The organism is Jongsikchunia kroppenstedtii DSM 45133 (assembly GCF_000380485.1).
Lineage (GTDB): Bacteria > Actinomycetota > Actinomycetes > Mycobacteriales > Mycobacteriaceae > Jongsikchunia > Jongsikchunia kroppenstedtii.
On record NZ_AQYG01000039.1, the window covers coordinates 33,235 to 58,359 of the forward strand.

26 protein-coding genes are annotated in these 25,125 nt (G+C 67.3%); 17 read left to right on the plus strand and 9 right to left on the minus strand.

Going from position 1 to position 25,125, the window contains the following annotated elements; all coding sequences use genetic code 11:
- Positions 1-4: 4 nt before the first annotated feature.
- Complete coding sequence (locus G341_RS0104380) at positions 5-733, minus strand: MgtC/SapB family protein (RefSeq protein WP_043450612.1); 729 nt, start codon at positions 731-733, stop codon at positions 5-7.
- Positions 734-808: 75 nt separating this feature from the next.
- Between G341_RS0104380 and G341_RS0104385 the strand changes: the two genes are divergently transcribed.
- Together G341_RS0104385 and fbaA are read left to right on the plus strand one after the other, a co-directional pair.
- Entirely contained in the window at positions 809-1,510 is a 702-nt protein-coding gene (locus G341_RS0104385) for a VTT domain-containing protein (protein WP_018177898.1), read from the plus strand.
- A gap of 92 nt (positions 1,511-1,602) precedes the next feature.
- Entirely contained in the window at positions 1,603-2,640 is a 1,038-nt protein-coding gene (fbaA, locus tag G341_RS0104390) for a class II fructose-bisphosphate aldolase (protein WP_018177899.1), read from the plus strand.
- Between the two features lie 73 nt (positions 2,641-2,713).
- Here the strand turns inward: fbaA and G341_RS0104395 are convergent, their stop codons facing one another.
- Positions 2,714-4,357 (minus strand): Rv0361 family membrane protein, encoded by a 1,644-nt coding sequence (locus G341_RS0104395; RefSeq protein WP_155826773.1) that lies wholly within the window; start codon positions 4,355-4,357, stop codon positions 2,714-2,716.
- Between the two features lie 105 nt (positions 4,358-4,462).
- On the opposite strand from G341_RS0104395, the gene G341_RS0104400 reads away from it, so the two are divergent.
- Together G341_RS0104400 and G341_RS0104405 are read left to right on the plus strand one after the other, a co-directional pair.
- Entirely contained in the window at positions 4,463-4,879 is a 417-nt protein-coding gene (locus G341_RS0104400; RefSeq protein ID WP_018177901.1) for a DUF3151 domain-containing protein, read from the plus strand.
- 63 nt (positions 4,880-4,942) lie between these two features.
- On the plus strand, positions 4,943-5,869 hold the full coding sequence (locus G341_RS0104405; RefSeq protein WP_026303241.1) for a cation diffusion facilitator family transporter: 927 nt from the start codon (positions 4,943-4,945) through the stop codon (positions 5,867-5,869).
- Between the two features lie 113 nt (positions 5,870-5,982).
- Here the strand turns inward: G341_RS0104405 and G341_RS0104410 are convergent, their stop codons facing one another.
- Complete coding sequence (locus tag G341_RS0104410; RefSeq protein WP_018177903.1) at positions 5,983-6,633, minus strand: hypothetical protein; 651 nt, start codon at positions 6,631-6,633, stop codon at positions 5,983-5,985.
- A gap of 94 nt (positions 6,634-6,727) precedes the next feature.
- Between G341_RS0104410 and G341_RS0104415 the strand changes: the two genes are divergently transcribed.
- From G341_RS0104415 to G341_RS0104425, 3 genes are read left to right on the plus strand one after another with little or no spacing between them, the layout of a single operon-like run.
- Entirely contained in the window at positions 6,728-8,017 is a 1,290-nt protein-coding gene (locus tag G341_RS0104415) for an adenylosuccinate synthase (protein WP_018177904.1), read from the plus strand.
- 3 nt (positions 8,018-8,020) lie between these two features.
- Positions 8,021-9,568 (plus strand): adenylate/guanylate cyclase domain-containing protein, encoded by a 1,548-nt coding sequence (locus G341_RS0104420; RefSeq protein WP_018177905.1) that lies wholly within the window; start codon positions 8,021-8,023, stop codon positions 9,566-9,568.
- 30 nt (positions 9,569-9,598) lie between these two features.
- Positions 9,599-10,336, plus strand: a complete 738-nt coding sequence (locus G341_RS0104425; RefSeq protein WP_018177906.1) for a 1-acyl-sn-glycerol-3-phosphate acyltransferase — start codon at positions 9,599-9,601, stop codon at positions 10,334-10,336.
- A gap of 12 nt (positions 10,337-10,348) precedes the next feature.
- Here the strand turns inward: G341_RS0104425 and G341_RS0104430 are convergent, their stop codons facing one another.
- The 4 genes from G341_RS0104430 to G341_RS0104445 form a co-directional block, all read right to left on the minus strand.
- Positions 10,349-10,801, minus strand: a complete 453-nt coding sequence (locus tag G341_RS0104430; RefSeq protein ID WP_018177907.1) for a hypothetical protein — start codon at positions 10,799-10,801, stop codon at positions 10,349-10,351.
- A 31-nt stretch (positions 10,802-10,832) separates the two neighbouring features.
- Positions 10,833-11,288, minus strand: coding sequence for a hypothetical protein (locus G341_RS23400; RefSeq protein ID WP_043450578.1), 456 nt, complete (start codon positions 11,286-11,288; stop codon positions 10,833-10,835).
- Between the two features lie 125 nt (positions 11,289-11,413).
- Positions 11,414-12,925, minus strand: a complete 1,512-nt coding sequence (gene glpK / locus G341_RS0104440; RefSeq protein WP_018177909.1) for a glycerol kinase GlpK — start codon at positions 12,923-12,925, stop codon at positions 11,414-11,416.
- Positions 12,926-14,536: a Na+/H+ antiporter gene (locus G341_RS0104445; protein WP_018177910.1), complete on the minus strand. Its 1,611-nt coding sequence runs from the start codon at positions 14,534-14,536 to the stop codon at positions 12,926-12,928.
- A gap of 119 nt (positions 14,537-14,655) precedes the next feature.
- Between G341_RS0104445 and G341_RS0104450 the strand changes: the two genes are divergently transcribed.
- From G341_RS0104450 to G341_RS0104465, 4 genes are all read left to right on the plus strand, one after another.
- A complete protein-coding gene (locus tag G341_RS0104450; RefSeq protein ID WP_018177911.1) occupies positions 14,656-14,988 on the plus strand; it encodes a UBP-type zinc finger domain-containing protein in 333 nt (110 codons plus the stop codon).
- 111 nt (positions 14,989-15,099) lie between these two features.
- On the plus strand, positions 15,100-16,815 hold the full coding sequence (gene purT / locus G341_RS20955; RefSeq protein WP_425402063.1) for a formate-dependent phosphoribosylglycinamide formyltransferase: 1,716 nt from the start codon (positions 15,100-15,102) through the stop codon (positions 16,813-16,815).
- Between the two features lie 141 nt (positions 16,816-16,956).
- Entirely contained in the window at positions 16,957-17,379 is a 423-nt protein-coding gene (locus G341_RS0104460) for a hypothetical protein (RefSeq protein WP_026303244.1), read from the plus strand.
- A gap of 227 nt (positions 17,380-17,606) precedes the next feature.
- Positions 17,607-18,041 (plus strand): hypothetical protein, encoded by a 435-nt coding sequence (locus G341_RS0104465; RefSeq protein WP_018177913.1) that lies wholly within the window; start codon positions 17,607-17,609, stop codon positions 18,039-18,041.
- 15 nt (positions 18,042-18,056) lie between these two features.
- Here the strand turns inward: G341_RS0104465 and G341_RS0104470 are convergent, their stop codons facing one another.
- Positions 18,057-19,442: an FAD-dependent oxidoreductase gene (locus tag G341_RS0104470; RefSeq protein ID WP_018177914.1), complete on the minus strand. Its 1,386-nt coding sequence runs from the start codon at positions 19,440-19,442 to the stop codon at positions 18,057-18,059.
- A 227-nt stretch (positions 19,443-19,669) separates the two neighbouring features.
- On the opposite strand from G341_RS0104470, the gene G341_RS0104475 reads away from it, so the two are divergent.
- The 6 genes from G341_RS0104475 (at position 19,670) to G341_RS0104500 (ending at position 24,020) form a co-directional block, all read left to right on the plus strand.
- Positions 19,670-20,176, plus strand: coding sequence for an Rv0361 family membrane protein (locus G341_RS0104475; RefSeq protein ID WP_018177915.1), 507 nt, complete (start codon positions 19,670-19,672; stop codon positions 20,174-20,176).
- A 10-nt stretch (positions 20,177-20,186) separates the two neighbouring features.
- The gene (locus G341_RS0104480) at positions 20,187-20,600 is read left to right on the plus strand and encodes a rhodanese-like domain-containing protein (RefSeq protein ID WP_018177916.1); all 414 of its coding nucleotides are present in this window, start codon (positions 20,187-20,189) and stop codon (positions 20,598-20,600) included.
- A 50-nt stretch (positions 20,601-20,650) separates the two neighbouring features.
- Positions 20,651-21,847, plus strand: coding sequence for an O-succinylhomoserine sulfhydrylase (locus tag G341_RS0104485; protein WP_026303245.1), 1,197 nt, complete (start codon positions 20,651-20,653; stop codon positions 21,845-21,847).
- A 45-nt stretch (positions 21,848-21,892) separates the two neighbouring features.
- On the plus strand, positions 21,893-22,513 hold the full coding sequence (locus G341_RS0104490) for a DedA family protein (protein ID WP_018177918.1): 621 nt from the start codon (positions 21,893-21,895) through the stop codon (positions 22,511-22,513).
- 90 nt (positions 22,514-22,603) lie between these two features.
- Positions 22,604-23,329, plus strand: coding sequence for a FadR/GntR family transcriptional regulator (locus tag G341_RS0104495; RefSeq protein ID WP_018177919.1), 726 nt, complete (start codon positions 22,604-22,606; stop codon positions 23,327-23,329).
- Positions 23,322-24,020 (plus strand): sterol desaturase family protein, encoded by a 699-nt coding sequence (locus G341_RS0104500; RefSeq protein ID WP_018177920.1) that lies wholly within the window; start codon positions 23,322-23,324, stop codon positions 24,018-24,020. Before G341_RS0104495 ends, G341_RS0104500 begins: the two co-directional genes overlap by 8 nt.
- Here the strand turns inward: G341_RS0104500 and G341_RS0104505 are convergent.
- A complete protein-coding gene (locus G341_RS0104505) occupies positions 23,989-25,092 on the minus strand; it encodes an isochorismate synthase (RefSeq protein ID WP_018177921.1) in 1,104 nt (367 codons plus the stop codon). The genes G341_RS0104500 and G341_RS0104505 overlap by 32 nt on opposite strands.
- Positions 25,093-25,125 lie beyond the last annotated feature (33 nt).

A 25,125-nucleotide genomic window follows, 5' to 3' on the forward strand; every position in this document is an offset into this window, starting at 1 on the left:
CCGGTCAGTCGCCCGCGGCGTTGATGTCGTCGGACACCACCGCCTCGACATCGGGTACCTCGGACAGGGCCACTGCCAGCTCATTGACAGACGCCGGGCCGTGGACATGGAGCGTGACGATGATCGTGGTGGACGGTTTGCCGCGCTCGGTCGAGACTTCCTCGATCACGAAATCCTGGGCGGTGGCGATCTGCAGGATGGTGCGGAGCAGGCCGCGGCCATCGGGGTAGCGCACGCGAACAACGGATGTGGCGGACGACGAACGCGGCAGCCGTCGGGTGAGCAGCGGGAACGCGAGCGCGACGATGAAATAGATGCCGGTCGTGACGGCGGCGATGATCGGCAGCCCGGCGCCGGCGGCCGCCCCGATGGCCGCGGTGACCCAGACACCCGCGGCGGTGGTCAGCCCGCGCACCGAACCGCGACGGACAAAGATGAGCCCGGCGCCGAGGAATCCCACGCCGCTGACGATCTGGGCGGCGACCCGTGATGGGTCGAGGACGATTCGATCACTGACCAGCACATCCATGAATCCGTATTTGCTGACCAGGACGAACAACGCAGATCCGACGCCGACGAGCGTGTACGTTCGCAGCCCGGCACTCTTCTGCTGCATCTCGCGCTCGAGCCCGATGGCGGCGGACAGCAGCAGCGCCAAACCCAACTCGCCGACCTGTTTCCAGCCTTCGCCGGTGGGCAGCTGATCGGATGCAATGGAATGCGCCACAGCCATCTCCACAGGCTACGGCGGCCCGGCGGCGCCTTCACACTCAGCAACCCCACAGCCGGGTGTGGGTACGCTGCTCGGGTGATTGACACTGCGCTTGCGTCGGCCACCCATGCCGCGACCACCCAGGCGGGGCTGCTGCCTGGATTCATGGACCCGATCAAACTGCTCGGCTACTTCGGTACCTGGGCCCTGGTGGGACTGCTGGTCTGCATCTTCGTCGAGTCCGGCGTGATCTGGCCGATCCTGCCGGGCGACTCGTTGCTGTTCGTCGCCGGGATGGTGGTCGCCGGTACCGCCCACAACGATGACATCAAGAATTTCGCCAGCCTCTGGGAGCTGATGATCTACATCCCGATCGTCGCCATCGCCGGTGGTCAAGTCGGCTATTGGATCGGCAAGTACGCGGGCACCTCGATGTTCTCCGACGACAGCCGCTTCCTGAAGAAGCGCTACCTCGATGAGGCGCACGAGTTCTTCGAGAAGCGCGGCCCGATCACGATCTTCCTGGCCCGTTTCGTGCCGATCGTCCGGACGCTGGCGCCGCTGGTGGCCGGTGCCGCGGGCATGAAGTACCGGGTCTTCGTCATCTACAACGTCGTCGGCGCGCTGGTGTGGAGTTGGCTGCTGGTCTTGCTCGGCTACTGGCTGGGTCGCATCGACATCGTGCAGAAGCTCATCGAGCCGATCTTCATCCTGATCGTGCTGGTGTCGGTGCTGCCGATGGTGTGGGAGTGGTGGAAGAGGCGCCGCGCCGCGCAGGCCCCGTCCCCGGCCGAGTAGCAGCGCTTTCCTTCCTTTGACCACCGGGCGGGTCGTTGCCTGCGACTTGCCATACTGGGTCTACCGAGACAGAAACACTGGAGGGAAAATCCATGCCCATCGCCACCCCGGAGCAGTACGCGCAGATGCTCGACCGCGCCAAACAGGACGGTTTCGCATTCCCCGCGATCAACTGCACCTCGTCCGAGACGATCAACGCGGCGCTGAAGGGTTTCGCTGACGCGGGTAGCGACGGCATCATCCAGTTCTCCACCGGTGGCGCCGAGTTCGGCTCCGGCCTGAACGTCAAGGACATGGTCACGGGTGCGGTGGCGCTGGCCGAGTTCGCGCACGTGGTCGCCGACAAGTACGGCATCACGGTGGCGCTGCACACCGACCACTGCCCGAAGGACAAGCTCGACGGATACGTCCGTCCGCTGATCGAGATCTCGCAGGAGCGCGTGAACGCCGGCAAGAACCCGCTGTTCCAGTCGCACATGTGGGATGGCAGCGCGGTGCCGCTGGACGAGAACCTCACCATCGCAAAGGAATTGCTGGCGAAGGCGGCCGCGGCCAAGATCATCCTCGAGGTCGAGATCGGCGTCGTCGGCGGCGAAGAGGACGGCGTCGAGAACGAGATCAACGACAAGCTGTTCACCTCGATCGAGGACTTCGAGAAGACCATCGACGCGCTGGGCGCGAGCGATTCGGGCAGCCGCTACCTGCTGGCCGCCACCTTCGGCAACGTCCACGGCGTCTACAAGCCGGGCAACGTGAAGCTGCGCCCGGAGGTGCTGCGCGACGGCCAGGCCGCCGCCGCCAAGAAGCTCGGCCTGGGCGAGGGCGCCATGCCGTTCGACTTCGTCTTCCACGGCGGTTCGGGCTCGCTCAAGAGCGAGATCGACGAGTCGCTGAGCTACGGCGTCATCAAGATGAACGTCGACACCGACACCCAGTACGCCTTCACCCGCCCGATCGCGGGCCACATGTTCAGCAACTACGACGGTGTGCTGAAGGTCGACGGCGAGGTGGGCAACAAGAAGGCCTACGACCCGCGCAGCTACCTGAAGAAGGCCGAGACGTCGATGGCCGAGCGCGTCGTCGAGGCCTGCAACGACCTCAAGTCGGCAGGCCGCTCGATCAGCGCCTGATCGTCCACCGCATATAAGAAACCGCCCTCGGTCGCCGTAGCGACCGAGGGCGGTTCTTTCGTCTGCGCCCGGGTTACGGGGTGTTGCACACCTTCCAGCTGCCGTCGACCTTGTGCAGGTTCATCGTGACGGGCTGGGAGGCCTGCGGCGTCGCCGACTTGAACTGCATGATCTGCACCTTGGCGGCGTCGCCATCGATCTGCACGGCCTTCACGTCGCCGAAGCCGATCAGCTGGTTGTTGTCGCGCTGGGTCTGGTAGATCTGCGAGAACTGGTCGGCGGTCATGCCCTCGTAGAACTTGGCCTTCTCACCGCAGGTGACGTCCTGCAGCGTCCCCAGATCGCCGTTGGCGAGCGCCTTGCCGAAACTCGACGCGGCCGACGCGGCCTTGTCCGACTGGCTCGACGGGCTGCGACTGACCAGCACGGCGATCACGACGGCAGCGATCGCGACGATGATCGCGGCGACGGACAGCAGCGCCACGAGCTTGCCGCGGCCCTTCTTCTGCGCGCCGGGTGCCGCATCCGGTGTCTGCACATCGCCGCCGGGTGCCGGAATGCGCTGCGGCTCCGCGGTATTGGCGCGCCAGCCGACGTTCGACGGCGAGGGGAGCGGCTCATTGGGCGCCGGGGGCGCCGGCTTGCTGCCCTTGGTGGCGGTCTTGATCTTCTCGGTCTTGGCATCGTCGGCGGGCGACGCGGGCTTCTTCGCCGTGTCGGCTGCCGTGTCGGCGCCGACCTTGTCAGCGGGCTTCTTGTCCGCGGTCTTGGCGGCCGCGCCGGCAGCTCCAGCTGCCGCCACGGCGGCTACCGAGATCTTGGCGGTCTTGGCGTCGTCGCCCTTGGGCTGGTCGTCGGCCTTGTCGCTCTTGTCGCTGTCCGCCTTGTTGCTGTCCGCCTTGTTGCTGTCCGCCTTGTTGCTGTCCGCGTCGGGCTTGTCGCCGGCGGCCGCCTCGTCTTCCGTCTTGTCGTCGGACTCGGTGTCGTCATCGTCGGAGTCGGTCGTGCCCGCGTCGTCGGCTTCCGCGGCCTCCGGCTCGTCGTCCGCGGCCTTGGTTTCGTCGGCTTCGGCTTCGGCTTCCGCGTCGTCGGACTCCGTGTCGTCAGACTCTGCATCGCCGGTGTCGGCCGAGTCCTGCTCGTCGGCATCGGGCTCGGTGGCGGCGACATCGGCAGCACCCGTGGCGGCGGCGCCTGCGCCTGCGGCGCCCGCCGTCTCGCCCTGGTCCTCGGCCTCGTCGGTCGCCTCTTCCGCCTCATCGGCATCGACCTTGTCGGCCTCGGCCTGTGCGTCGTCAGACTCCTCGGTGGCGCCCTCGTCTGCGGCGTCGTCCCCGGGCTCGTCCGCGCTGTCTGTGTCGGCGCTGTCCGCGTCGGCCGCCTCGATCTTGGTATCGCTCGAATCGGCGGCCTCCGTGGCAGTCTCGCCCTCGGCGTCCGCGGTACCCGTCGAATCGGCCGCGTCCGCATCTGCGGCGTCGGTCGCGGCCTCGTCGGTCGGGGTCGGTGCATCCGTGTCGGCGGATTTCGGGCCGGCGGCGTCGGTGACGATCTTCTTGGTGTCGTCGACTGATTCGGTGCCGGCCGTCGGTGCCGGCGTTGTGATCTTCGTCGTGGTGTCGGCAGCCGCATCGTCGGACACATTGCTGCGTCGGTTGCGCAGCGACGTGATCGCCTTGGCCACGACAGACTTGCCCTCATCAGTGGGGTGAGACATCGACCCAGTTCTCGCCTTCTGTAGTTCCCCGGCCCACCCCTGTTCGGCAGGTGGCATCGGTCGCCCAGCTTATCGAATACGGCTCGGGCGGGCACAATTGCAAGCATGACTTCATTCGGTGACCTCCTGGGCCCGCAGCCCACCCTCTTGACCGGCGACGACGAGGCCGAACTGGCCTTGGAAAACGGGGTCGATCCGACGACCGTCGCCGCCGACCATCCGGCCGCGTCGGTCGCCTGGGCATACCTCGCGGAAGCGGCGATCGAGGCGAATCAGCCGGTCGCGGCCTATGCCTACGCCCGCACCGGCTACCACCGCGGGCTCGATCAGCTGCGCCGTCACGGCTGGAAGGGGTTCGGCCCGGTGCCGTGGAGCCACGAGCCGAACCGCGGCTTCCTGCGCTGCGTCGGCGTGCTGGCGCGGGCCGCGCAGACGATCGGCGAGGAAGACGAATACCTGCGCTGTGTGGATCTGTTGAACGACAGCGATCCGACCGTGCTCGCGGAGCTGGGCCTGTCCTGACCGCTGCGGTCGTCGGTCGCTCCGGATATTGCGATACATGCGCATCTATGCATAAATAGAGGCATGGGCCACTCGCACAGCCACGGGCATTCGCACACGGGCGCGTCGGGGGCGAACCGTCGGTTGTGGCCGATGGTGCTCGGCGCACTCATCATCAGCTCGTTCTTCGTGGTCGAGCTGGTGGTCGCGCTGCTGGTGAATTCGCTGGCGCTGCTGGCCGACGCCGGACACATGCTGACCGATGTGGTCGCGCTCCTGATGGGGCTCGGCGCGCTGCTGCTGGCGCGGCACGGCGCCGCCGACGGCGGGAAGGCCGGCGTCAAGACGTTCGGCTGGCATCGCGCCGAGGTGATGACGGCCGTGGTCAATGCCGCGCTGCTGTTCGGTGTCGCGGGATACGTTCTCTACGAAGCGATTCAACGGATCGGCACCGACCCCGACACCCCCGGCCTGCCGTTGGTGATCGTCGCGATCATCGGGCTCGCGGCCAACCTCGTGGTGATGCTGCTGCTGCGCGGCGACGCTCAGGAGAGCATCGCGGTCCGCGGCGCCTACATGGAGGTGTTGGCCGACGCGGTCGGCAGCGTCGGAGTGCTCATCGCCGGCATCGTGACGCTGACGACTGGCTGGCGGTACGCCGACCTGACGGTCGCGGTGCTGGTGGCGCTGTGGGTGGTTCCGCGCGCGGGCCGGCTCGCGTTGGATGCGCTACGGATCCTGGTGCAGCAGGCGCCGGCGCATATCGACGTCGCCGGGCTGCGCGATCAGCTGACCGCCCTCGACGTCGTCGACGAGGTGCACGACCTGCACGTCTGGACGCTGACCACCGGCATGGATGTGGCCACGGTGCATGTCACCAGCCGCGCCGACAACGCGACCGTGTTGGTCGCCGCCCAGCGGGTGCTTGACGCGCACGGGCTGCACCACGCGACCATTCAGGTCGACACCCCCGAGATGCGCGACCAATGCCACGAGGAGCTGACCTGGTAGTTGCTCCGGCCCAATGAACCGTGGGCTGCGTTGTCGGTCGGCCCGCATAGGACCGCACTATCGCGGGCCTTCCTCCGCCTTGCCCACGGCCGATTGGATCCGCAGCAACTGCGTTAGCCGATCAGTTTCCAGTCGATGTGGTGCCTGTAGAAGGTCGCTCGAGCGACGCTGCGGCCATCGCGGATTCCGTTGCGCACCACGGTGATCGACTCGCCGCCGGACTGCACCGCGCGGGCCGCCGTCCAGCCGCCGCCGAACCAGCGCGCGCGCCGGGTGCGCAGGCCGGGCTCTGAGGTCGTTGGCTCGACCGTGATCACCGCGTCGCCGGTCATCCCGTCGTAGATGGTGGCGTCGTCGGCGGTGGTGACGCCGGGGCCGACGAAGACGTGGTCGCCCTCGCCGATCAGCACCTGCCCGGTGTCGTCACGGACCAGGGGCAGTGATCGCGCTGGCGCGGCGGCGTCGGCGGCAATGGCGCCGGCTCGCTTACCGTGGGGAATTCCGAGGATCCGCGTCCCGGCTGTCCGGATCGGCGACACGAATGCGACCGGGACATCCAGTCGTTCGGTCGCCATCAACCGGCCCAGGACCAGGGCGAGGAACGCGTCGGGGTTGCTGTCGGACGCCACGACCACCAGGCGGTTGCAGTCTTCCGCCAGGTGGGTGGCGATCGCCTCCTTCACCGAACCCCGGTCTGACGCCACGATCTGTTCGGGCGCCAACTCGGGCCACTGATGATCGGATTGTTCTGCCAGTACCAACATTGCGTCCGCTTCCCATCCGTCGGGGCCGGGTCCAGTAGGGTTATCCCACGGTCATGGCACTGGACTGCTGCCGTGAGCCGGAAGGAGTATCAGAATGCCTGCGATCGTACTGATCGGCGCCCAATGGGGCGATGAAGGTAAGGGAAAGGCCACCGATCTGCTCGGTGAGCGGCTGCAGTGGGTGGTGCGCTACCAGGGCGGTAACAACGCCGGTCACACCGTCGTGCTGCCGGACGGCGAGACCTTCGCCCTGCATCTGATCCCGTCCGGCATCCTGACCCCCGGGGTGAAGAACGTCATCGGCAACGGCGTGGTGGTCGATCCCGGCGTCCTGCTGACCGAGCTCGGCGGGCTCGAGGACCGCGGCGTCGACACGACCGGCTTGATGATCTCGGCCGATGCCCACCTGCTGATGCCGTACCACGTCGCGATCGACAAGGTGACCGAAAGGTTCTTGGGCAACAAGAAGATCGGCACCACCGGTCGCGGCATCGGCCCGTGCTACATGGACAAGATCGCGCGCGTCGGCGTGCGCGTGCAGGACGTTCTCGACGAGGGCATCCTCGCCCAAAAGGTCGAGGCCGCACTGGAAATCAAGAACCAGATGCTGGTCAAGATCTACAACCGGCAGGCATTGGAGCCGGCCAAGGTCGTCGACGAGGTGCTCGAACAGGCCGAGGGCTTCAAGCACCGCATCGCCGATACGCGGCTGCTGCTCAACAAGGCCCTGGAGGCCGGCGAGACCGTGCTGCTGGAAGGCTCGCAGGGCACGTTGCTCGATGTCGACCACGGCACGTATCCCTTTGTGACGTCATCGAATCCGACCGCCGGCGGGGCGGCCGTGGGGTCCGGCATCGGTCCGACTCAGATCACCACCGTGCTCGGCATCCTGAAGGCGTACACCACGCGCGTCGGGTCCGGCCCGTTCCCGACCGAACTCTTCGACGAGCACGGCGAGTACCTGGCCAAGCAGGGCGGCGAGGTCGGCGTCACCACCGGGCGCGCCCGGCGCACCGGCTGGTTCGACGCCGTGATCGCCCGGTACGCGACCCGCGTCAACGGCATCACCGACTACTTCCTGACCAAGCTCGACGTGTTGTCGTCGCTCGACACCGTGCCGATCTGCGTCGGCTACGAGGTGGACGGCGAGCGGCTGCATGAGATGCCGATGACCCAGTCGCAGATCCATCACGCCAAGCCGATCTACGAAGAGATGCCCGGCTGGTGGGAGGACATCTCCGGGGCACGCACCTTCGACGATCTTCCGAAGAACGCCCGGGACTATGTGCTGCGTCTGGAAGACCTTGCCGGAGCACATATTTCCTGCATCGGAGTCGGTCCGGGTCGCGATCAGACGATCGTACGCCGCGACATCCTGGGCTAACGCATGCGAATTCTCCGTCGCGACTACGACTTCGGGTCCATCCTGCTCGGGTCGCTCGGGGAGAGCGAACGGGTGCGCCGCATCCGCCTGCAGATCCTGATCTCGCTGGGAGTGCTGATTCCCAACGCGATCGGCGCCGGTCTGGCCATACTGATCACGACGGTCGGCATTCGGAAGCCGTCGATGTTCCAAGAGCATCTATGGTGGATCAATTTTCTTGTGCTCCCGCTCTATGTGGGTGCGGCCTTCGTCGTCGGCCTGATCTACGGCACGGCCAAGGTCATGCGGCAGCTGAAATGGGTACGACTACAGCAGGTTCCGACCGTTGCCGATGGCCGGTACGTGATGCGTATCCCGATGGTGCTCGCGCGGTTGCAGCTGTTCTTCTGGCTGATCGCGGTCGCGCTCTTCACCACGCTCTACGGTGTGCAGGACTGGAACATGACCGCGAAGGTCGGGTTCGCGACCGGGATCAGCGCCATTGTCGTGTCGGTGTTCTCGTACCTGCTCGTCGAGTTCGCGTTGCGGCCCTTGGCGGCTCAGGTGCTGGAGGTCAACGGCCCGTCCGTGAGCCGCCGGTCAGGGCTGCGGGTGCGGACGGCGGTGACGTGGGCCGTCGGCACCGGGCTACCGCTGATCGGCGTCATTCTCACCGCCGCGCTGTCGTACGCCGGGCCGCGGATGTCGCGTAGCGACCTGGCGATCGCGGTGCTCGGGCTGGCGGGTATCGCGTTGGGTACCAGCCTGATCCTGACGATGCTCAACGCCGGTTCGATCGTCGACCCGATCCGCTCGGTGAAGTCAGGGATGAAGCGGGTCAGCCAGGGCGACAACAAGGTTCACGTCGTCGTGTACGACGGCAGCGAGCTGGGCGAATTGCAGCAGGGGTTCAACTCCATGGTCGAGGGCCTGGCCGAACGCGAACGCATGCGGGACCTCTTCGGCCGTCATGTGGGCCGCGAGGTGGCCGAGGCCGCGCTGGAGCAGAAGATGGAACTCGGCGGATCCGAGCGGCTGGTCGCGGTGATCTTCGTCGACGTCATCGGCTCGACGACGTTGGCGCAGCAGCGATCTCCGGTCGAGGTGGTGGCGATCCTCAACCGTTTCTTCGCCGTGGTGGTGAGCGCCATCAGCCGGAATGGCGGGCTGGTCAACAAGTTCGAGGGCGACGCCGTCCTGGCGATCTTCGGCGCGCCGATCACCGTCCCCGACGCGGCCGGGTCGGCGCTGGCCGCATCGCGCGAGATCGCCGACGAACTCCGCGTGAAGGTGCCGGAGCTGCAGGCCGGGGTCGGCGTGGCGTACGGCCCCGCGGTCGCCGGAAACGTCGGCGCCATCGAGAGATTCGAATACACCGTGATCGGCGATCCGGTCAACGAGGGCGCCCGACTCAGTGAGGCGGCGAAGGTCGATCCGAGCCGACCGATGGCGTCCGGCCGCGCCATCACGGCCGCGGCGCCGGAGGAGTCGCGGTTCTGGGAACGCATCGACACCATCACGCTGCGCGGCCGGACCGATGCCACCGAGGTGTACGGCCCGCGGCGGGCCTGACCGATCCACCTTTCGATCCTGGGAGAAGCAATGGATATAGATGTCGACGTGAACCAGTCCCAGGCTGTCTACGACCACTATCGCGAGCACCAGCAGAACGTTCGCAAGGCGCGGTTGATGTACGGGGTGCTGGCGGCGAGATACCGTCCGCGAGTGCGCCATATCGGCGATGGGCGGGCCCAGCTCCGGTCGGCTATCCGGCAAGGGGCGTCGCTGCTGGTCGTCGCCAACCATGTCCGGCTGTCCGATCCGCTGGTCCTCGCCGCGGCCGGATTCCGCTCGCCGCTGCGCGCCCGGATCGGACACATCCGTGTGCTGGCGAAGGACGAGTTGTTCGCCGAGCCGGAGCAGCGCCGCAAGATCGATGCCCTCGGTGGCATTCCGGTGTTCCGCCGCACCGATCATGGGATGCGGGTGGCGTTGACGGCGGGGCAGCAGATGATCGATACGTGCACCTACCGGATGGCCCGCGGCGACAGCATTGCCATCTTTCCGGAGGGCACCTGCAACCTCGACGACCCGTTGCATGTCCAGAAGCTCAACAGCGGTGTCGGGCATATCGCTCGACGGGCCGGTGAACGGGGCGCGGATGTCGTTGCCGTCATGGCGGGAATCGCCTACCCGGACGACTCCCCGCGCCGTGCCATGGTGGTCCTCGGTGAGCCGTTTGCCATCTCGGAGCTGGAATCGACGACACCCGCCGGCATCACCCGCGTCGTCCAGACCGAACTGCAGGCCGCCGTCGACGAAGCGCAGCGCCGAAAGTAGACGCCGCGGCTGTCAGACAGTGGCGACCCCGCTGCAGGTCGGTCCAGGCAGGTCGGGGATCAATCCGTGATTCGTCGCCGTGATGGTGACCCGGATCTGCCCGTGGCCGGTGAGTCCGGTGATCTGATACCCGGAGTCGTCACCCAGTCCGTGGGTCCAGTGACGCTGGAACGTCTGCGTCCGATTGGTGGCCAACTCGGTGACCGTGACAGTGGTGTCCGTCGTGTACGGAAACAGGCTCTTGCTGTCGCTCCCGATGGAGAACTGTCCCGGCCATGGGCTGTCTGTCGTCACGGTCGCACCGCCATAAAACGGTATGTCGAGAATGTTGGGATTCAGTCCGTAGCACTGCATCGCGATGTATTCGGATCGAGACTCTGCTTGTGCGGGCGTGCTGAACAGCAACGACAATGTCGCGGCGCTCACGACGATCCCGGCCGCGGTGGCAACGGTTTTCGCCTGCATGACACTCCTTTCCCCGGTTCGACGTGGCTGGCTAGTGCGCCTGGATCAGCTCGTAGTAGTTGAAGCCGTGTCCCATGCCGTCGCAGTACACGGCGCCGTGGAAGCCGGTCTTGCACGACGATCCGCCGCGCTCGACCTGGAAGCCGGCGGTCGCGCCCGATCCCACGGGATGGCCGACCTTGTCGATCGGCGGGTTGCCCTGCGGCAGCGTGTGCGGCGTGCCGATGCCGAGCCCGGGATGCGCTGGGGCCCAGGGCACATCGATCAACACCTCGCGCACGTTGAACGGGATGTAGAGCGATCCCGAGCCGAAAGCGATGCTCATCGGTGCCGGTGTGGTCAGATCGCAGCCGACCACGCCGTTGTCGGCGATGGAGCAGTTCAACGATCCGGCGGAGAAGTAGACAGGACCGGGTGCCGCAGCAGCGGGCGTAAGGCTGGCCGCTCCGGTCGCGATGGTGAAAAGCGCCGCGGCGCCTGCTGCCATTTGTGTGAGTACTCGCATACGTCGTCCTCGCGTCAGCCCGACCCACTGGCCACACTAGATCATTAGCACGTCAAATGAAATGGTTCGGTGAAATACGTTACGGAACAGCAGGTTTACCGTGATTCTCAGACCTGAACCCAACCGAGGGTTCGGGACACCGCATCCTGCCATTTCGCGTATCCCGCCTCGCGATGCTCGCTCGTCCACTGCGGCGACCAGCGTTTGGACTCCTGCCACTGCGCGGCGAGTTCGTCGGTCGTCGACCAGTAGCCGACCGCCAGGCCGGCCGCGTAGGCCGCACCCAGGGCCGTGGTCTCCGCGACGACCGGTCGGCTCACGTCGATGCCGAGCACGTCGGCCTGGGTCTGCATGCACAGCTCGTTGGCGGTGACCCCGCCGTCGACCTTGAGAACCTCAAGTCGCACACCGGAATCCTTGGTCATCGCGTCGGCGACGTCGCGACTCTGATAGCAAATCGACTCCAGCGTAGCCCGCGCGATGTGGCCGTTGTTGTTGAACCGCGACAGCCCGACGATCGCGCCGCGGGCGTCCGATCGCCAGTAGGGGGCGAACAGGCCGGAGAATGCCGGCACGAAGTACACTCCGCCGTTGTCGGGCACCTCGCGGGCTAGTGACTCACTCTGTGCCGCACCGGAAATGATGCCGAGCTGGTCGCGCAGCCATTGCACGGCCGAGCCGGTCACCGCGATCGATCCCTCCAGGGCGTAGACGGCCGGCCGGTCGCCGAACTGGTAGCAGACGGTGGTCAGCAGCCCGTTCTGCGAACGCACGATCTGCTCACCGGTGTTGAGCAGCAAGAAGTTTCCGGTGCCGTAGGTGTTCTTGGCCTCGCCGGCCTTCAGGCACACCTGGCCGACCATCGCGGCCTGCTGGTCGCCGAGTGCCGCCGCAATGGGTATCTCGCCGGCGAATGGCCCGGTGACAGTGGTGTGGCCGTACGGATCTCGCGGCGCCGACGGCCGGATCTCGGGGAGCATCGCGTGCGGCAGATCGAACAACGCGAGCAGCTCGTCGTCCCATTGCAGCGTCTCCAGATTCATCAGCATGGTGCGGCTGGCATTGGTCACGTCGGTGACGTGCACGCCGCCGTCCGGGCCGCCGGTCAGATTCCAGATGAGCCAGGTGTCGACGGTGCCGAACAGTACGTGTCCGAGTTCGGCCGCGGCGCGTACGCCCTCGACGTTGTCGAGGATCCACTTCGCCTTGCCCGCACTGAAATACGTCGCGGGCGGGATCCCGGCCTTGTGTCGGATGACATCGCCGCCCGGCCCGGCGTCCAGCGCGGCGGCGATCGCGTCGGTGCGGGTGTCCTGCCAGACGATCGCGTTGTAGACGGGCCGGCCGGTGTACCGGTCCCACAGCACGGTCGTCTCGCGCTGGTTGGTGATGCCGATGGCCGCAAGATCATTCGCGGTGAGGCCGGTCTTGCGCAGCGCCGTCTGCACGACCGAGGAGGTGCGGTCCCAGATCTCCACGGGGTCGTGCTCGACCCATCCGGCCTGCGGCATCACCTGCTGATGTTCGAGCTGATGCCGTCCGACCTCGTTACCCGCGTGGTCGAAGATCATGAAGCGAGTACTGGTGGTGCCCTGGTCGATCGCGCCGACGTAACTCATCTACTCCTGGTCCTCTCGTTCGAGACGGTCGGTCAATACGCCTTCGGTGAGGTCGAGCTGGCGCAGCGCGCGGCGCAGCACCTCGTCGTCGATGAGACCGGCGTCGCGGTCACTGATCAGAGATTCACGTTGCACGCGAAGCACTTCCAGACGCATCCGGCGATAGGCGCCGGTGGGACTCTCGCCGATCTGGCCGGGCCCGCGGCCCAACTGCTCCCAGGCCTGCGACTTCCGGGCGCGCACCCAGTTCCCCAGGGCCTCGGCCTGCTCACGACGCGGATCGCCTTCGGGCAGCTGCTGCACCAGTTCCTTGAGGCGTGCCATCGCCTTTCGTCCGGCCCGGTCCTGGGCGCCGGCCATGGCGACGAGATCGCTCTGCCGCTCGTTCCCCTCCACCCCGAGCAGTCGGATCACCCACGGCAGCGTCGTGCCCTGCAGCAGCAGGGTGCCGACGACGACGGCGAACGTGATGAAGATGATCTCGTCGCGGGCAGGAAACGGCTCGTCCGAGTCGGTGGTCAAGGGGATGGCGAAGGCGGCGGCCAGGCTGACCACGCCGCGCATGCCGGCCCAGCCGACGACGAAGGTGTTGCGCCACAATGGCGGCTGCGCCTCGGGATCGCGCAGCCGGCGCAATCCCCAGCTGGTCATCGCGAAGAGCCGCACCCACAGTAGGCGCACCACGATCACGGTGCCGAGTACCGCGATGGTCGCCCACACCAGGGTCGGCACCTGATCCTTGTTGAGGTTGCGGACCACCGAGGGCAGCTGCAGACCGATGAGCAGGAAGACGAACGACTCGAGCACCACCTCGAGCGACTTCCAGACCGCGTTGTCCTGCAACCGTGTCGCGTAGCCCTCGCGTACCGACCGCTGCCCGAGGAACAGTCCGGCGGTGACCACGGCGATCACGCCGGAGGTGTGCGCCTCCTCGCCGAGCCAGTAGATGCCGAACGGGGCCAAGAGCCCCATCGCCGTCTCCATCTGCGGATCGTCAAGCCAGTTACGAAGTTTGGAGACAGCCAGGCCGACCCCCAGACCGATCGCGGTGCCGCCGACGGCCGCGAGAGCGAAGGTGCCGATGCCCTCCCAGATCGACGTGACGCCGCCGACCGCGGCGCCGAGCGCGATGCGGTATGCCGTGAGCGCGGTCGCGTCGTTGAGGAGGCTCTCGCCGGAGAGCAGCGTCATGATCTGCCGCGGCAGCCCGAGGCGGCGGCCGATCGCCTGCGCGGCGACGGCATCTGGCGGTGCGACGATCGCCCCGAGTACGAATGCCGCACCCAGCGGCAGTTCGGGGACCACCCAGTACGCAACGAAACCGACGACCACGGTGCTGGCCAGCGGGAGCAGCACAGCGAGCGAGCTGACCGCGGCGACATTGCGTCGCAGCGCCAGGTAGGAGCTGTCCAGCGCGGCCGCGTACAGCAGCGGCGGCAGCACGATGAACAGCACGAAGTCGGGGTCCAGGGTGGTGGACGGCAGTCCGGGGATCCAGGCGATGCCCAGGCCGACGAGCACCAGCAGCAGCGGTGCGGGAGCGCCGTACCGGCGCGCGGGTGCGGCGGTGATCAGCGCGATCACCGCCGCCATCAGCAGGCCTGTGTTCACCCAGACGGTCCTTCCTCGACGACGCTGCCGCCCTATCGTTGCATCAGCGGCCGGTCCGAACCCGCAGTGACGGGGGATTCAGGTGACGCCGGCGCGACGGTGCACCACAATGGAATGCAATGAGACTCATCAAGCGATCGGTCATGCACCGCAACATGAAACCCATCGACGACGCGCCGTCGTCGACCGACTGCGCCGAACTCGCGGCTGCGACCGAGCCGGCGGTGGACCCGGACGTCGACGAGTCGGTCTGCCAGGGCTGCGCCGAATTGGGCGAATTCCACTGGGCTCATCTGCGCAAATGCCTTAGCTGCGGCTATATCGGCTGCTGCGACTCCAGCCCGCACCGGCATGCGACTGCGCACTATCACCAGTCGGGTCATCCGGTGATGCGGTCGGCCGAGCCGGGGGAGTCCTGGCGCTGGTGCTACGTGCATGCGCAGCTCGGCTGATCGCCCCGCGTCCGGCGCTGGTCGAACGAACGTTGACCGAATGAACCCCAACCGAATGACTCGGGCCGGTGGCATGCGTTGCTATCGCGTCGCGACCGATAGCCTGGTCGGGTGAACAGTCCTGACGAAGCCGGCGCCGTCGACGAGTCCGGTCCCGGCGCGGTCGTGAACATTCCGAAGGTCATCGGAACCCCGCTGACCCCGCAGGCGACCACCGTGATGCTGTTGGGCGCAGGCGAATTGGGCAAGGAAGTGATCATCGCCTTCCAGCGCCTCGGCGTCGAGGTGATCGCGGTCGACCGATACGCGGATGCGCCCGGACATCAGGTCGCCCACCGGTCCTATGTGATCGACATGATGGATCCGGCCGCGCTGCTGGGCCTGATCGAGCGGGAACGGCCGATGTTCGTCGTGCCGGAGATCGAGGCCATCGCCACCTCGGCGCTGGCGCAGGCGCAGGCCCGGGGCTATTGCGAGGTGGTGCCGACCGCGCGGGCGGTCGCATTGACGATGAACCGCGAGGGGATCCGCCGGCTGGCCGACGAGGAACTCGGCCTGCCGACGTCGCCGTATGCATTCGCCGGGACCGTCGACGAGGTCCGCCGGGCCGCGGACAAGATCGGCTACCCGTGCGTGGTGAAGCCGATCATGTCCTCGTCCGGCAAGGGGCAGTCGGTGCTGGCGGGCCCCGACGACGTCGACGCGGCCTGGGCGGCAGCGCAATCCGGCGGGCGCGTCGCGTCCGATCGCGTGATCGTCGAAGGATTCATCGACTTCGATTACGAGATCACGCTGCTGGCCGTCCGGTCCTACGACCGCGCCTCGAACGAGCTGATCACGCAGTTCTGCTCGCCGATCGGCCATCTGCAGGAGGGTGGCGACTACATCGAGTCGTGGCAGCCGCACCTGATGAGCGAACATGCGCTGGGTGCCGCGATGTCCGTGGCGGCGCGCGTCGCGGTCGGGCTCGGCGACGGAAAGCTCGGCGGGCGTGGCATTTTCGGCGTCGAGATGTTCGTCAAGAACGATGACGTCTACTTCTCCGAGGTGAGCCCGCGGCCGCATGACACCGGCCTGGTCACCATGGCCACGCAGCGGCTCAGCGAATTCGAGATGCATGCGCGGGCCATCCTCGGGCTGCCGGTCGACGTGACCCTGGCATCTCCGGGCGCGTCGGCGGTCATCTACGGCGGGCTGGACGAGCCGGCCATCGGCTTCGCGGATGTGGCTGCCGCGCTGGAGGTCCCGGAGACCGATATCCGACTGTTCGGCAAGCCGGTCAGTCATCGCCGCCGGCGGATGGGCGTGGTGACCGCGACCGCGGACGACGTCGACACCGCCCGCAGCCGGGCCAGTGAGGCCGCCGCGCGGGTGCGGCCGGTGAGCACGCGCCGACCGGCTCGGCCGGACGGCGCCGCCGATCCGGCCGAGGCCGACGACGCGCCGCCGCCCACGAACGAGAACCCGGCCGCCCCGCCCGTCCCCCCGGCCGAGGCCGGCGATGAGGCCGCCGCGACCGAGGTGATCGAGACGGCAGCCGACACCGAGGTGATCGAGGCTCCGGAGGCGACGGAGGTGATCGCGACGGCCCCGGCGACCGACGCCGCAGAGCCCGCCGCCGCGACGGAGGTGATCGAGACTGCCGCGGTGACCGAGGCGATCGCGACGGCGTCCGATGGGGCCCCTAAGTCGGGCCCGACACCGAAGCCGGAGCCGAAATCGGCCCCGAAACAGGCTCCGGCGGGGAGAAATTCCGACCCGACTCCCACACCCCGGCCGCATATCCGAAAATTGCCGCCTACCTCGTCGAATACGACGGCCGATTGACGCATATCGGTAACGCTCGGGCGTCGGTATCGCCGTTATTTCTCTGGATTTGCTAACGCAAGCCACACATTTACGCGATCTTCCTAACAGAGTCCGCCCGGGAGATACCCAGTCGGCCTCGTGGACCTAGGAGGGCCTGACATGAAGCAGAAGTTCGCTCGGGGGTTGATTGCAGCGGCCGCAGTAGTCGGCATCGGCGCCGGAACGGCTTTGGCAGCGGCACCCGCTTCGGCTGCTGCGCCTGCAGACCTGCGCATGATCGGTGGCGTGAACTGCCAGTTCGGCGCCCCGGGTGTGCCATGGCAGAACGCCTGGACGATGACGCGCTGGATGACGGTGCAGAACGTCGGCGGCACCACGATGCCCGGTGTATGGATGCAGGAAGTCAGTGGCCAGCAGAAGTACATCGGCGACCTCAAGCCGGGCGAGGTGGCCTGGGCCCAGCAGATCAAGACCGTGCAGTTCGGCTGCTTCCCGGCGTCGATCTCCGGCTACACCTGGGGCGCCTACACCGAGGACCTGACCAACAACTACGGCTTCTGGTACAACATCAACTCTTTCTGACCAGCAGTTCGTCGGCTGCCGCGGTTCGCTGAACTCGGCGGTCGACACCAATACCGCCGCACGCACGCGCGGATAACGACGAATGGCTCTCGATCCGATCGGGGGCCATTCGTCGTTTGTCGGTAATGGGAATCTCGCGAAATTCGCCAATAGTTTGCGAAAGCACCTACTTTCCATGCACGATCCCAAGCGGGCGGGGAAAACTGGGAACCAACTGAGGAGTTGCTATGAACAAGAAGCTGACTCGTGGGCTGGCCGCAGTGGTAGCCGCGTGCGGGATCGGGGCGGCCAGCGTTGTCGCCGCCGCGCCCGCGCAGGCCGACGCTCCGGCCGACCTGGCCCTCCTGGGCGGCGTGGATTGCAGTTTCGGCAAGCCGGGAGTGCCGTGGAAGGACGCCTGGAGCATGCACCGCTGGATGGTCGTCAAGAACATCGGCGGCACCACGATGCCGGGGGTCACGCTGCAGGAGATCAATGGTCCGACGCTGAACGTCGGTGACCTGAAGCCGGGCGAGACCTCGAAGCCCATCGAGACGACGTGGTTCGGCTGCTTCCCGAGCTCGATCGCCGGCTACACCTGGGGCGCCAACGCCGAGCCGATCATGAACAACTACGGCTTCTGGTGGAACCTCCGCAAGGTGGATCAGCCCGCCAAGCCGTAGCGCTTGCCCGCCGGGCTAGATCTTGTCCGGCTCCGAGGCCGCGAGCATGTCATGGCGTTCGACGACTTTGATGCGCTCGCGGCCCTCGGCGGCGCCCAGCGACCGCTCATGCTCGTCGAGTCGGTACCAGCCGTCCCAGGTGGTGAACGGGTGGTTCTTCGATTCGAGCAGCGTGATGATCGAGTCCTCGTGCGGCTCCGCCGGATCGAGCAGGGCGCCGTTCACCATGTCCTCGACCAGGCATTCGATGGTCTCGTTGGCGTCGCCCTTGGTGTGGCCGATCAGGCCGACCGGACCGCGCTTGATCCAGCCGGTCGTGTACAGACCGCGCTGGTGTTCACCGTTGTCGAAGACGCGTCCGGCCTCGTTGGGGATGACACCCGCCTGGTCGTCGAACGGGATCTCGGGCAGGTTGTCCGACAGGTAGCCGACCGCGCGGTAGACCGCGGTGACGTCCCAGTCGGTGAACTTGCCGGTGCCCTTGACGTTGCCGGTGCCGTCGAGCTCGGTGCGCTCGGTGCGCAGGCCCACGACCTCGCTGTTCTCGCCGAGGATCTCGACGGGGCTCTCGAAGAAGTGCAGGAAGAGCTTGTGGATCGCGCCGGCCTTCGGGTCCTCGCGGATCGCGTAGTTCTCGATGATCGTGGCGACCTGGTCGGTGATCTTCGACGTCCGCCGGGCCACGGCCGAACCCTCGTCGTACTCGATGTCCTCGGGTGCGACGACGACCTCGATGTTGGGCGAGTGGTCGAGCTCCTTGAGCTCGAGCGGCGTGAACTTCGCCTGCGCCGGGCCGCGACGGCCGAACACATGCACCTCGAGCGCTTTGTTGGCCTTCAGACCCTCGTAGACGTTGGCCGGAATCTCGGTCGGCAGCAGCTCGTCGCCGGTCTTGGCGAGCACGCGCGCCACGTCCAGGGCGACATTGCCGACGCCGATGACGGCGACCTTCTCCTCCTCCAGCGGCCAGGTGCGCGAGAAGTCGGGGTGGCCGTCGTACCAGGCGACGAACTGTGCGGCGCCGTAGCTGCGCTTCAGGTCGATGCCAGGGATCTCCATGACGCGGTCATCGGTGGCGCCGGTGGAGAAGATGATGCCGTCGTAGCGGGCCTTGAGGTCCTCGAGGGTGACGTCGGTGCCGTAGTCGACGTTGCCGATGAGGCGTACCTGCGACTTGTCGAGCACCTTGTGCAGGGCGGTGATGATGCCCTTGATGCGCGGGTGGTCGGGTGCGACGCCGTAGCGGATCAGGCCGAACGGGGCCGGCATGCGCTCGAACAGGTCGATGCTGACGCCACGCCCCGCGTTCAGGGTGTCGGACTTCATCAGGGCATCGGCGGCATAGATGCCGGCGGGGCCGGCTCCGACGATTGCTACTCGAAGCGGACGGGTGTCAGTCATGGCGCGCTTTTACCTCGGATCGACTGTGTAAGTGTGGGCTCGCCGCGCCCGCGAGAGGTGACCTGCTCGCCGCGCATGCGTGACCCGTAACCCCATTACGGTATGCGCCGGTGACGTCATGCACCAAACGCGGGCACCCCGACTGTGGCCTGGTTAACTGCGCGACTTAGGTGACGCTAACCCGCCGTGGGCGCGGGGTAGCCCCGCGTGACCAATACACTGCGGGCATGTCGAAAGAGCCGTCCGCGACCGATCAGCCCGAAGCCGTGGAGCCGGAGCGCCCATTTCTGTCCGCCGCCTGGCCGTTCCTGGTCGCGGTGGCCATCATCATCGTCGCGCTGCTGGCGATCGTGATCATGCACGTCGTCAAGCCGGGCAGCGAGCGACTCACCGACAGCGCGAAGATCACCCGCACGCTCAACGACTACTACTCATCGATCTCCGAAGTGAAGTACGACCGGTACCGCTCGACCTTCTGCCCGCAGGACACCCAGCTGTCGTCGTTCCCGACGGCGCAGCAGTTCACGGACAAGTACCAGGCAATTCGCGACAAGAACGGCCAGATCAAGATGGAGGACCCGAGCGAGGTCACCGTCAACGGCGACGTCGCCACGGCCAACTCGCACTGGGCGTACACCAGCGGCGACACGAGCAATCACACCGACGCCATGAAATTTTTCAAGGACGGCGACGATTGGAACATCTGCAACAGCATCCAGCCGGGACAGAAATGAGTCCGAGTTCATGAGCTACGCCGGAAACCTCACGCCGGAGCAGGCCTGGGAGATCTTGACGTCGGATCCGTCGTCGGTACTGGTCGATTGCCGTACCAACGCCGAATGGAACTACGTCGGGGTGCCGGAACTGTCATCCATCGGCAAGCGCACCGTCTTCATCGAATGGATCAGCTATCCGGACGGTGCGGCCAATCCGAACTTCGTCCAGGAGCTGCGCGCCGCCGGCGTCACGGACGATCAGCGGGTGCTGTTCATCTGCCGCAGCGGGCACCGATCGATCGGTGCCGCGCAGGCCGCCACCGCGGACGGTGTCGCACAGGCGTACAACATTCTTGACGGGTTCGAGGGCGACCTGGACGCCGACGGGCACCGCGGTGCGGCCGGCTGGCGGGCGCTGGGTCTGCCCTGGCGACAGGGCTAGCCCGAACGGGTCGAGGGTCCGCCGGACCTTCCCATGAGGAGTAGAGAACAGTGAGTTACGAACTGCCCGAGGGCCTTTCGCCCGAGACGTTGGGCGTGCGCGGCGGGCTGCTGCGGACGAATTTCGAGGAGACCAGCGAGGCGCTGTTCCTCAACTCGGGCTACGTCTACGAGTCGGCCGAGGCCGCCGAGCGCGCTTTCACGGGCGAAGACGTCCGTTTCGTCTATTCGCGCTACGGCAATCCGACCGTCGCGATGTTCGAGGAGCGGATGCGGCTGCTCGAAGGCGCCGAGGCGTGCTTCGCGACATCGACCGGCATGTCCGCGGTGTTCGTGGCGCTGGGTGCGCTCCTCGTTGCCGGCGACCGGCTGGTCGCCGCGCGCAGCCTGTTCGGTTCCTGCTTCGTGATCTGCAACGAGATCCTGCCGCGCTGGGGCATCGAGACCGAATTCGTCGACGGCGAGGATCTGGAGCAGTGGGAGCGGGCGCTGAGCAAGCCCGCTGCCGCGGTGTTCTTCGAGACGCCGTCGAACCCGATGCAGACCCTCGTCGATATCGAGAAGGTCAGCGAACTCGCCCACGCCGCGGGCGCAAAAGTGGTGCTGGACAACGTCTTCGCCACCCCGCTGCTGCAGCAGGGCCTGCCGCTCGGCGCCGACGTGGTCGTCTATTCGGGGACCAAGCACATCGACGGCCAGGGCCGGGTCATGGGCGGCGCGATCCTGGGCGAGCAGGACTACATCGACGGCCCGGTGAAGCAGCTGATGCGGCATACCGGCCCGGCGATCAGCCCGTTCAACGCGTGGACGCTGGTGAAGGGGCTGGAGACGCTGCGCCTGCGGGTCGACGCCTCCACCGCGTCGGCGCTGCGGCTCGCGCAGTTCCTGGAGGCCGATGAGCGGGTGCGCTGGGTGAAGTACCCGTTCCTGCAGTCGCATCCGCAGTACGAGCTGGCGCGGCAGCAGATGAGCGGGGGCGGCACCGTCATCACCTTCGAGCTGAACGACCGCGACGGCGTCGCCGGCAAGGAGCGCGCCTTCGAGGTGCTCAACAAGCTGCGCGTCATCGACATCTCCAACAATCTGGGCGATGCGAAGTCGCTGATCACGCATCCCGCCACCACGACGCACCGGGCGATGGGGCCGGAGGGCCGGGCGGCGATCGGACTCTCGGATGCGGCGGTCCGGCTGTCGGTCGGCCTCGAGGGAATCGATGATTTGCTGAACGACCTCGACGGAGCTCTGTAGAACCAGAAACGATTCGCATACCGCCCCGACCGATAGGCGCCCACGATGATTCAGTCGATAGTGGATTGGATCGTTCATGTGGTCAGCTCGACGCCGCCCTGGGTGGTGTACCTGCTGGTGTGGGGGATCGTCTACAGCGAGGCCGCGTTCCTGGTCGGGCTGATCCTGCCGGGTGAGACGGCGCTGCTGGCCGGCGCGGTCGCCTGTGCGCTGGGACCGACCAACATCGGCTGGCTTATCTTCGGCGCCTGCGTGGCCGCGATCGCCGGCGACTTCACCGGCTACCAGCTGGGGCGCCGCGCCAGCCACCACGTCACCGAGACCCGCATCGGCAGATGGATCGGCCAAGACCGCTGGGACAAGGCCGAACACGCGATGCGCCGGGGCGGCGCGACCGCGGTGATGACGGCGCGCTGGATCGGCTATGTCCGATCGCTGACCCCGTTCTTAGCCGGACTCAGTAACATGCACACGCGCACGTACCTGCTGGGCAACGTGGTCGGCGGCATCACCTACGTGGTCACGGTCGGCACGCTGGGCTATGTGCTCGGCGCGAGTCTCGGCGCGAAGATTCTGCTGTACGGCGCATTCGGTATCGGGGCGCTCGCGATCGTGGTCTTCGGGCTGCGCTGGTGGGTGCACACCACCCGGCGGCGCACCGGCTGAGGAACTCTCGCCGAGGATGCCGGCGAACTCATCAGGACTAATTGGTCAGACCACTTGACAACCTGACCGCTGCCGACCACGATCGCTCCTATGCAGTTCGAAACGGTGGTGCGGCAATCGGTGCCGCAGGCGGTGTCCGACCAGATCGCGTCGCGGGTGGTCAGCGGCGAATTGCCGCCCGGCGGGTCGCTGCCCAGCGAACGCGAACTGGCCGAGGCGCTGGGGGTCTCGCGACCGGCGGTGCGGGAGGCGATCAAGCGCCTCGACGCGGTCGGCGTGGTCGATGTCCGGCAGGGCGGCAGCACCACGGTGCGCGATATCCGCCGCGACGGCGGCCTCGACCTGCTGCCGATCCTGCTGATGCGCGGCGGACGGGTCGATCCGGCGGTCGTGCGGTCGGTGGTGGAGGCGCGGTCCCAGCTGGGGCCGATCGTCGCGGGGGTCGCCGCCCAGCGCATCGGCGACCAGCATCTCGAGCGGCTCGATCAGCAGGTGACCGCGCTGGCCGAGGCCGCCGATCCGGTGGCCGCCCAGCGAATCGCGTTGGCGTACTGGGACATCGTCGTCGACGGGGCTGATTCGATCGTCTATCGGCTGCTGTACAACACGCTGCGCGCCGGCTACGAACCCGCGTTGGATGCGCTGGCGGCGATGATGGCCGACGAGGTCGGCGCGGTCGACAACTATCGAAACCTGTTGCACGCGTTGCGGTCCGGCGACGTCGCGGGCGCGGAGGCGGCCGCCGCCGCCCTGCTCGCGCCCAGCACCGAGACCCTGCTCGCGGCGTGCCGAGCGATGGAGGATTCTCATGACTGACACGACCCGCGCGATGGATGCCGCGCCCCGACCCCGTTCGGCCGCGATGCGCCGCGGCGCCACGCTCCGGGTGGCGCTGGCGGAGTTCCTGCGGCATCCGACGCCATGGATGATCGGCGCCGTCGCGGTGGGGGCCTGGGTGGCGCGGTTCATCGTCGACGGCTGGAGCTGGCGCGATCCGGTGGTGGTCGGCGTCCTGCTCGCAGTGTCACCGCTGATCGAGTGGCTGATCCATGTCTTCATCCTGCACTGGCGTCCGCGGCGACTGGGTCGGGTGAAAGTGGATACCCTGCTCGCCAGCAAACACCGTGCGCACCATCGGAATCCGCGCGATATTCCGCTGATCTTCATCCCGTGGCAGGTGGTGGTCGTGCTGCTGCCGTCGGTGGTGCTGATCGGGTTGTTCGCCTTCGTCGGCCAGCGTGGTGAGGGCCTGACGTTCATCGCGATGGTGACGACATTCCTGCTCGGCTACGAGTGGACGCACTACCTGATCCACACCGACTACAAGCCGCGGCATGCGCTGTACCGGGCGGTGTGGCGCAACCATCGCTTCCACCATTTCAAGAACGAGCACTACTGGTTCACGGTCACCACGTCGGGCACCGCGGATCGCTTGCTGCGGACCCACCCCGACCCCGAGTCGGTCGAATCCTCGCCTACGGCGAAGAATCTGCACGCGCTGGGATGACCGCGGACCCGGTCAGGGCGCGCAGGATCGTCGCGAACTTGGTGGTCGTCTCGGCGAGTTCGGCCTCCGGATCGGACTGCGCCACGATGCCGCCGCCGGCGTGGGCGATCAGGGAGCGTCGATCGGCCGACAGCTCCGCGCAGCGGATGGCCACCATCCAGTCGCCGTCACCGGCTTCGGTGTTGTAACCGATTGCCCCGGAATAGAATCCGCGTGGCCCCTCGACCTCGGCGATGATCGCGGCGGCCGAGGCCGTCGGGGTGCCGCAGACGGCCGGCGTCGGATGCAGCGCCAGCGCCAGCTCCAACGAGGTGATCGACGGGTCGGCGAGGGTGCCGACGATCGGCGTCGCCAGGTGCCACACCTCGCCGGTGGCCAGCAGCACCGGTGTGTCGGGCGCCTGCACGTCGACGCAGAACGGGCCCAGGGCCTCCCGTAGATAGTCGACGACGAAACGATGCTCGGCGTGATCCTTCGCCGATTCCGAAAGTGACTGGGCGGCAGCCTGATCGGCCGCCGGATCGGTCGACCGGGGCGCGCTGCCGGCGTACGGGTGCGCATACACCTGCGCGCCGCGTTTGGACACCAGCAGCTCCGGCGACGCGCCGATCAGCAGCCGATCCCGATAGTCGGGGCCCGCGGCGGACAGGTCGACGCAGAAGGCGTTGTGTTCGGCGTTGCCGCCGGCGAGCGCCTCGGTCAGGGCGAACTCGTCGACCGCGGATTCGGTGGCGAGCTCGATCGCCCGCGCCAGAACGACTTTGCCGGCGGCGCCGGCCGCGATGCTGTCGCGCACGGCGGCGACCCGGTCGCGGTGAGTGTTCGCATCGGGGCGGGTGCCGCGCAGCGCCACCGAATGTCGCAGCGGTGCTTGGCCTGTCAGCGGCCGCGAGTCCCGGACGAGCCGCTCGGGGATCGACAGCGCCGCCGGACCCTCGGGCTCGAAGGAGAAGGCGCCGACCATGGCCGATCCGGCCCGGGCGGCGTCGACCGCCGGGCCACGGGCACCGAACTGCCGGACCGGGCCGTCGGCGCGCACGGTGCCGTCGCGTCCGGACAGGAGAAAGCTCACGCCAATCACCGTAGCCACCCGGACCCTGTGTGA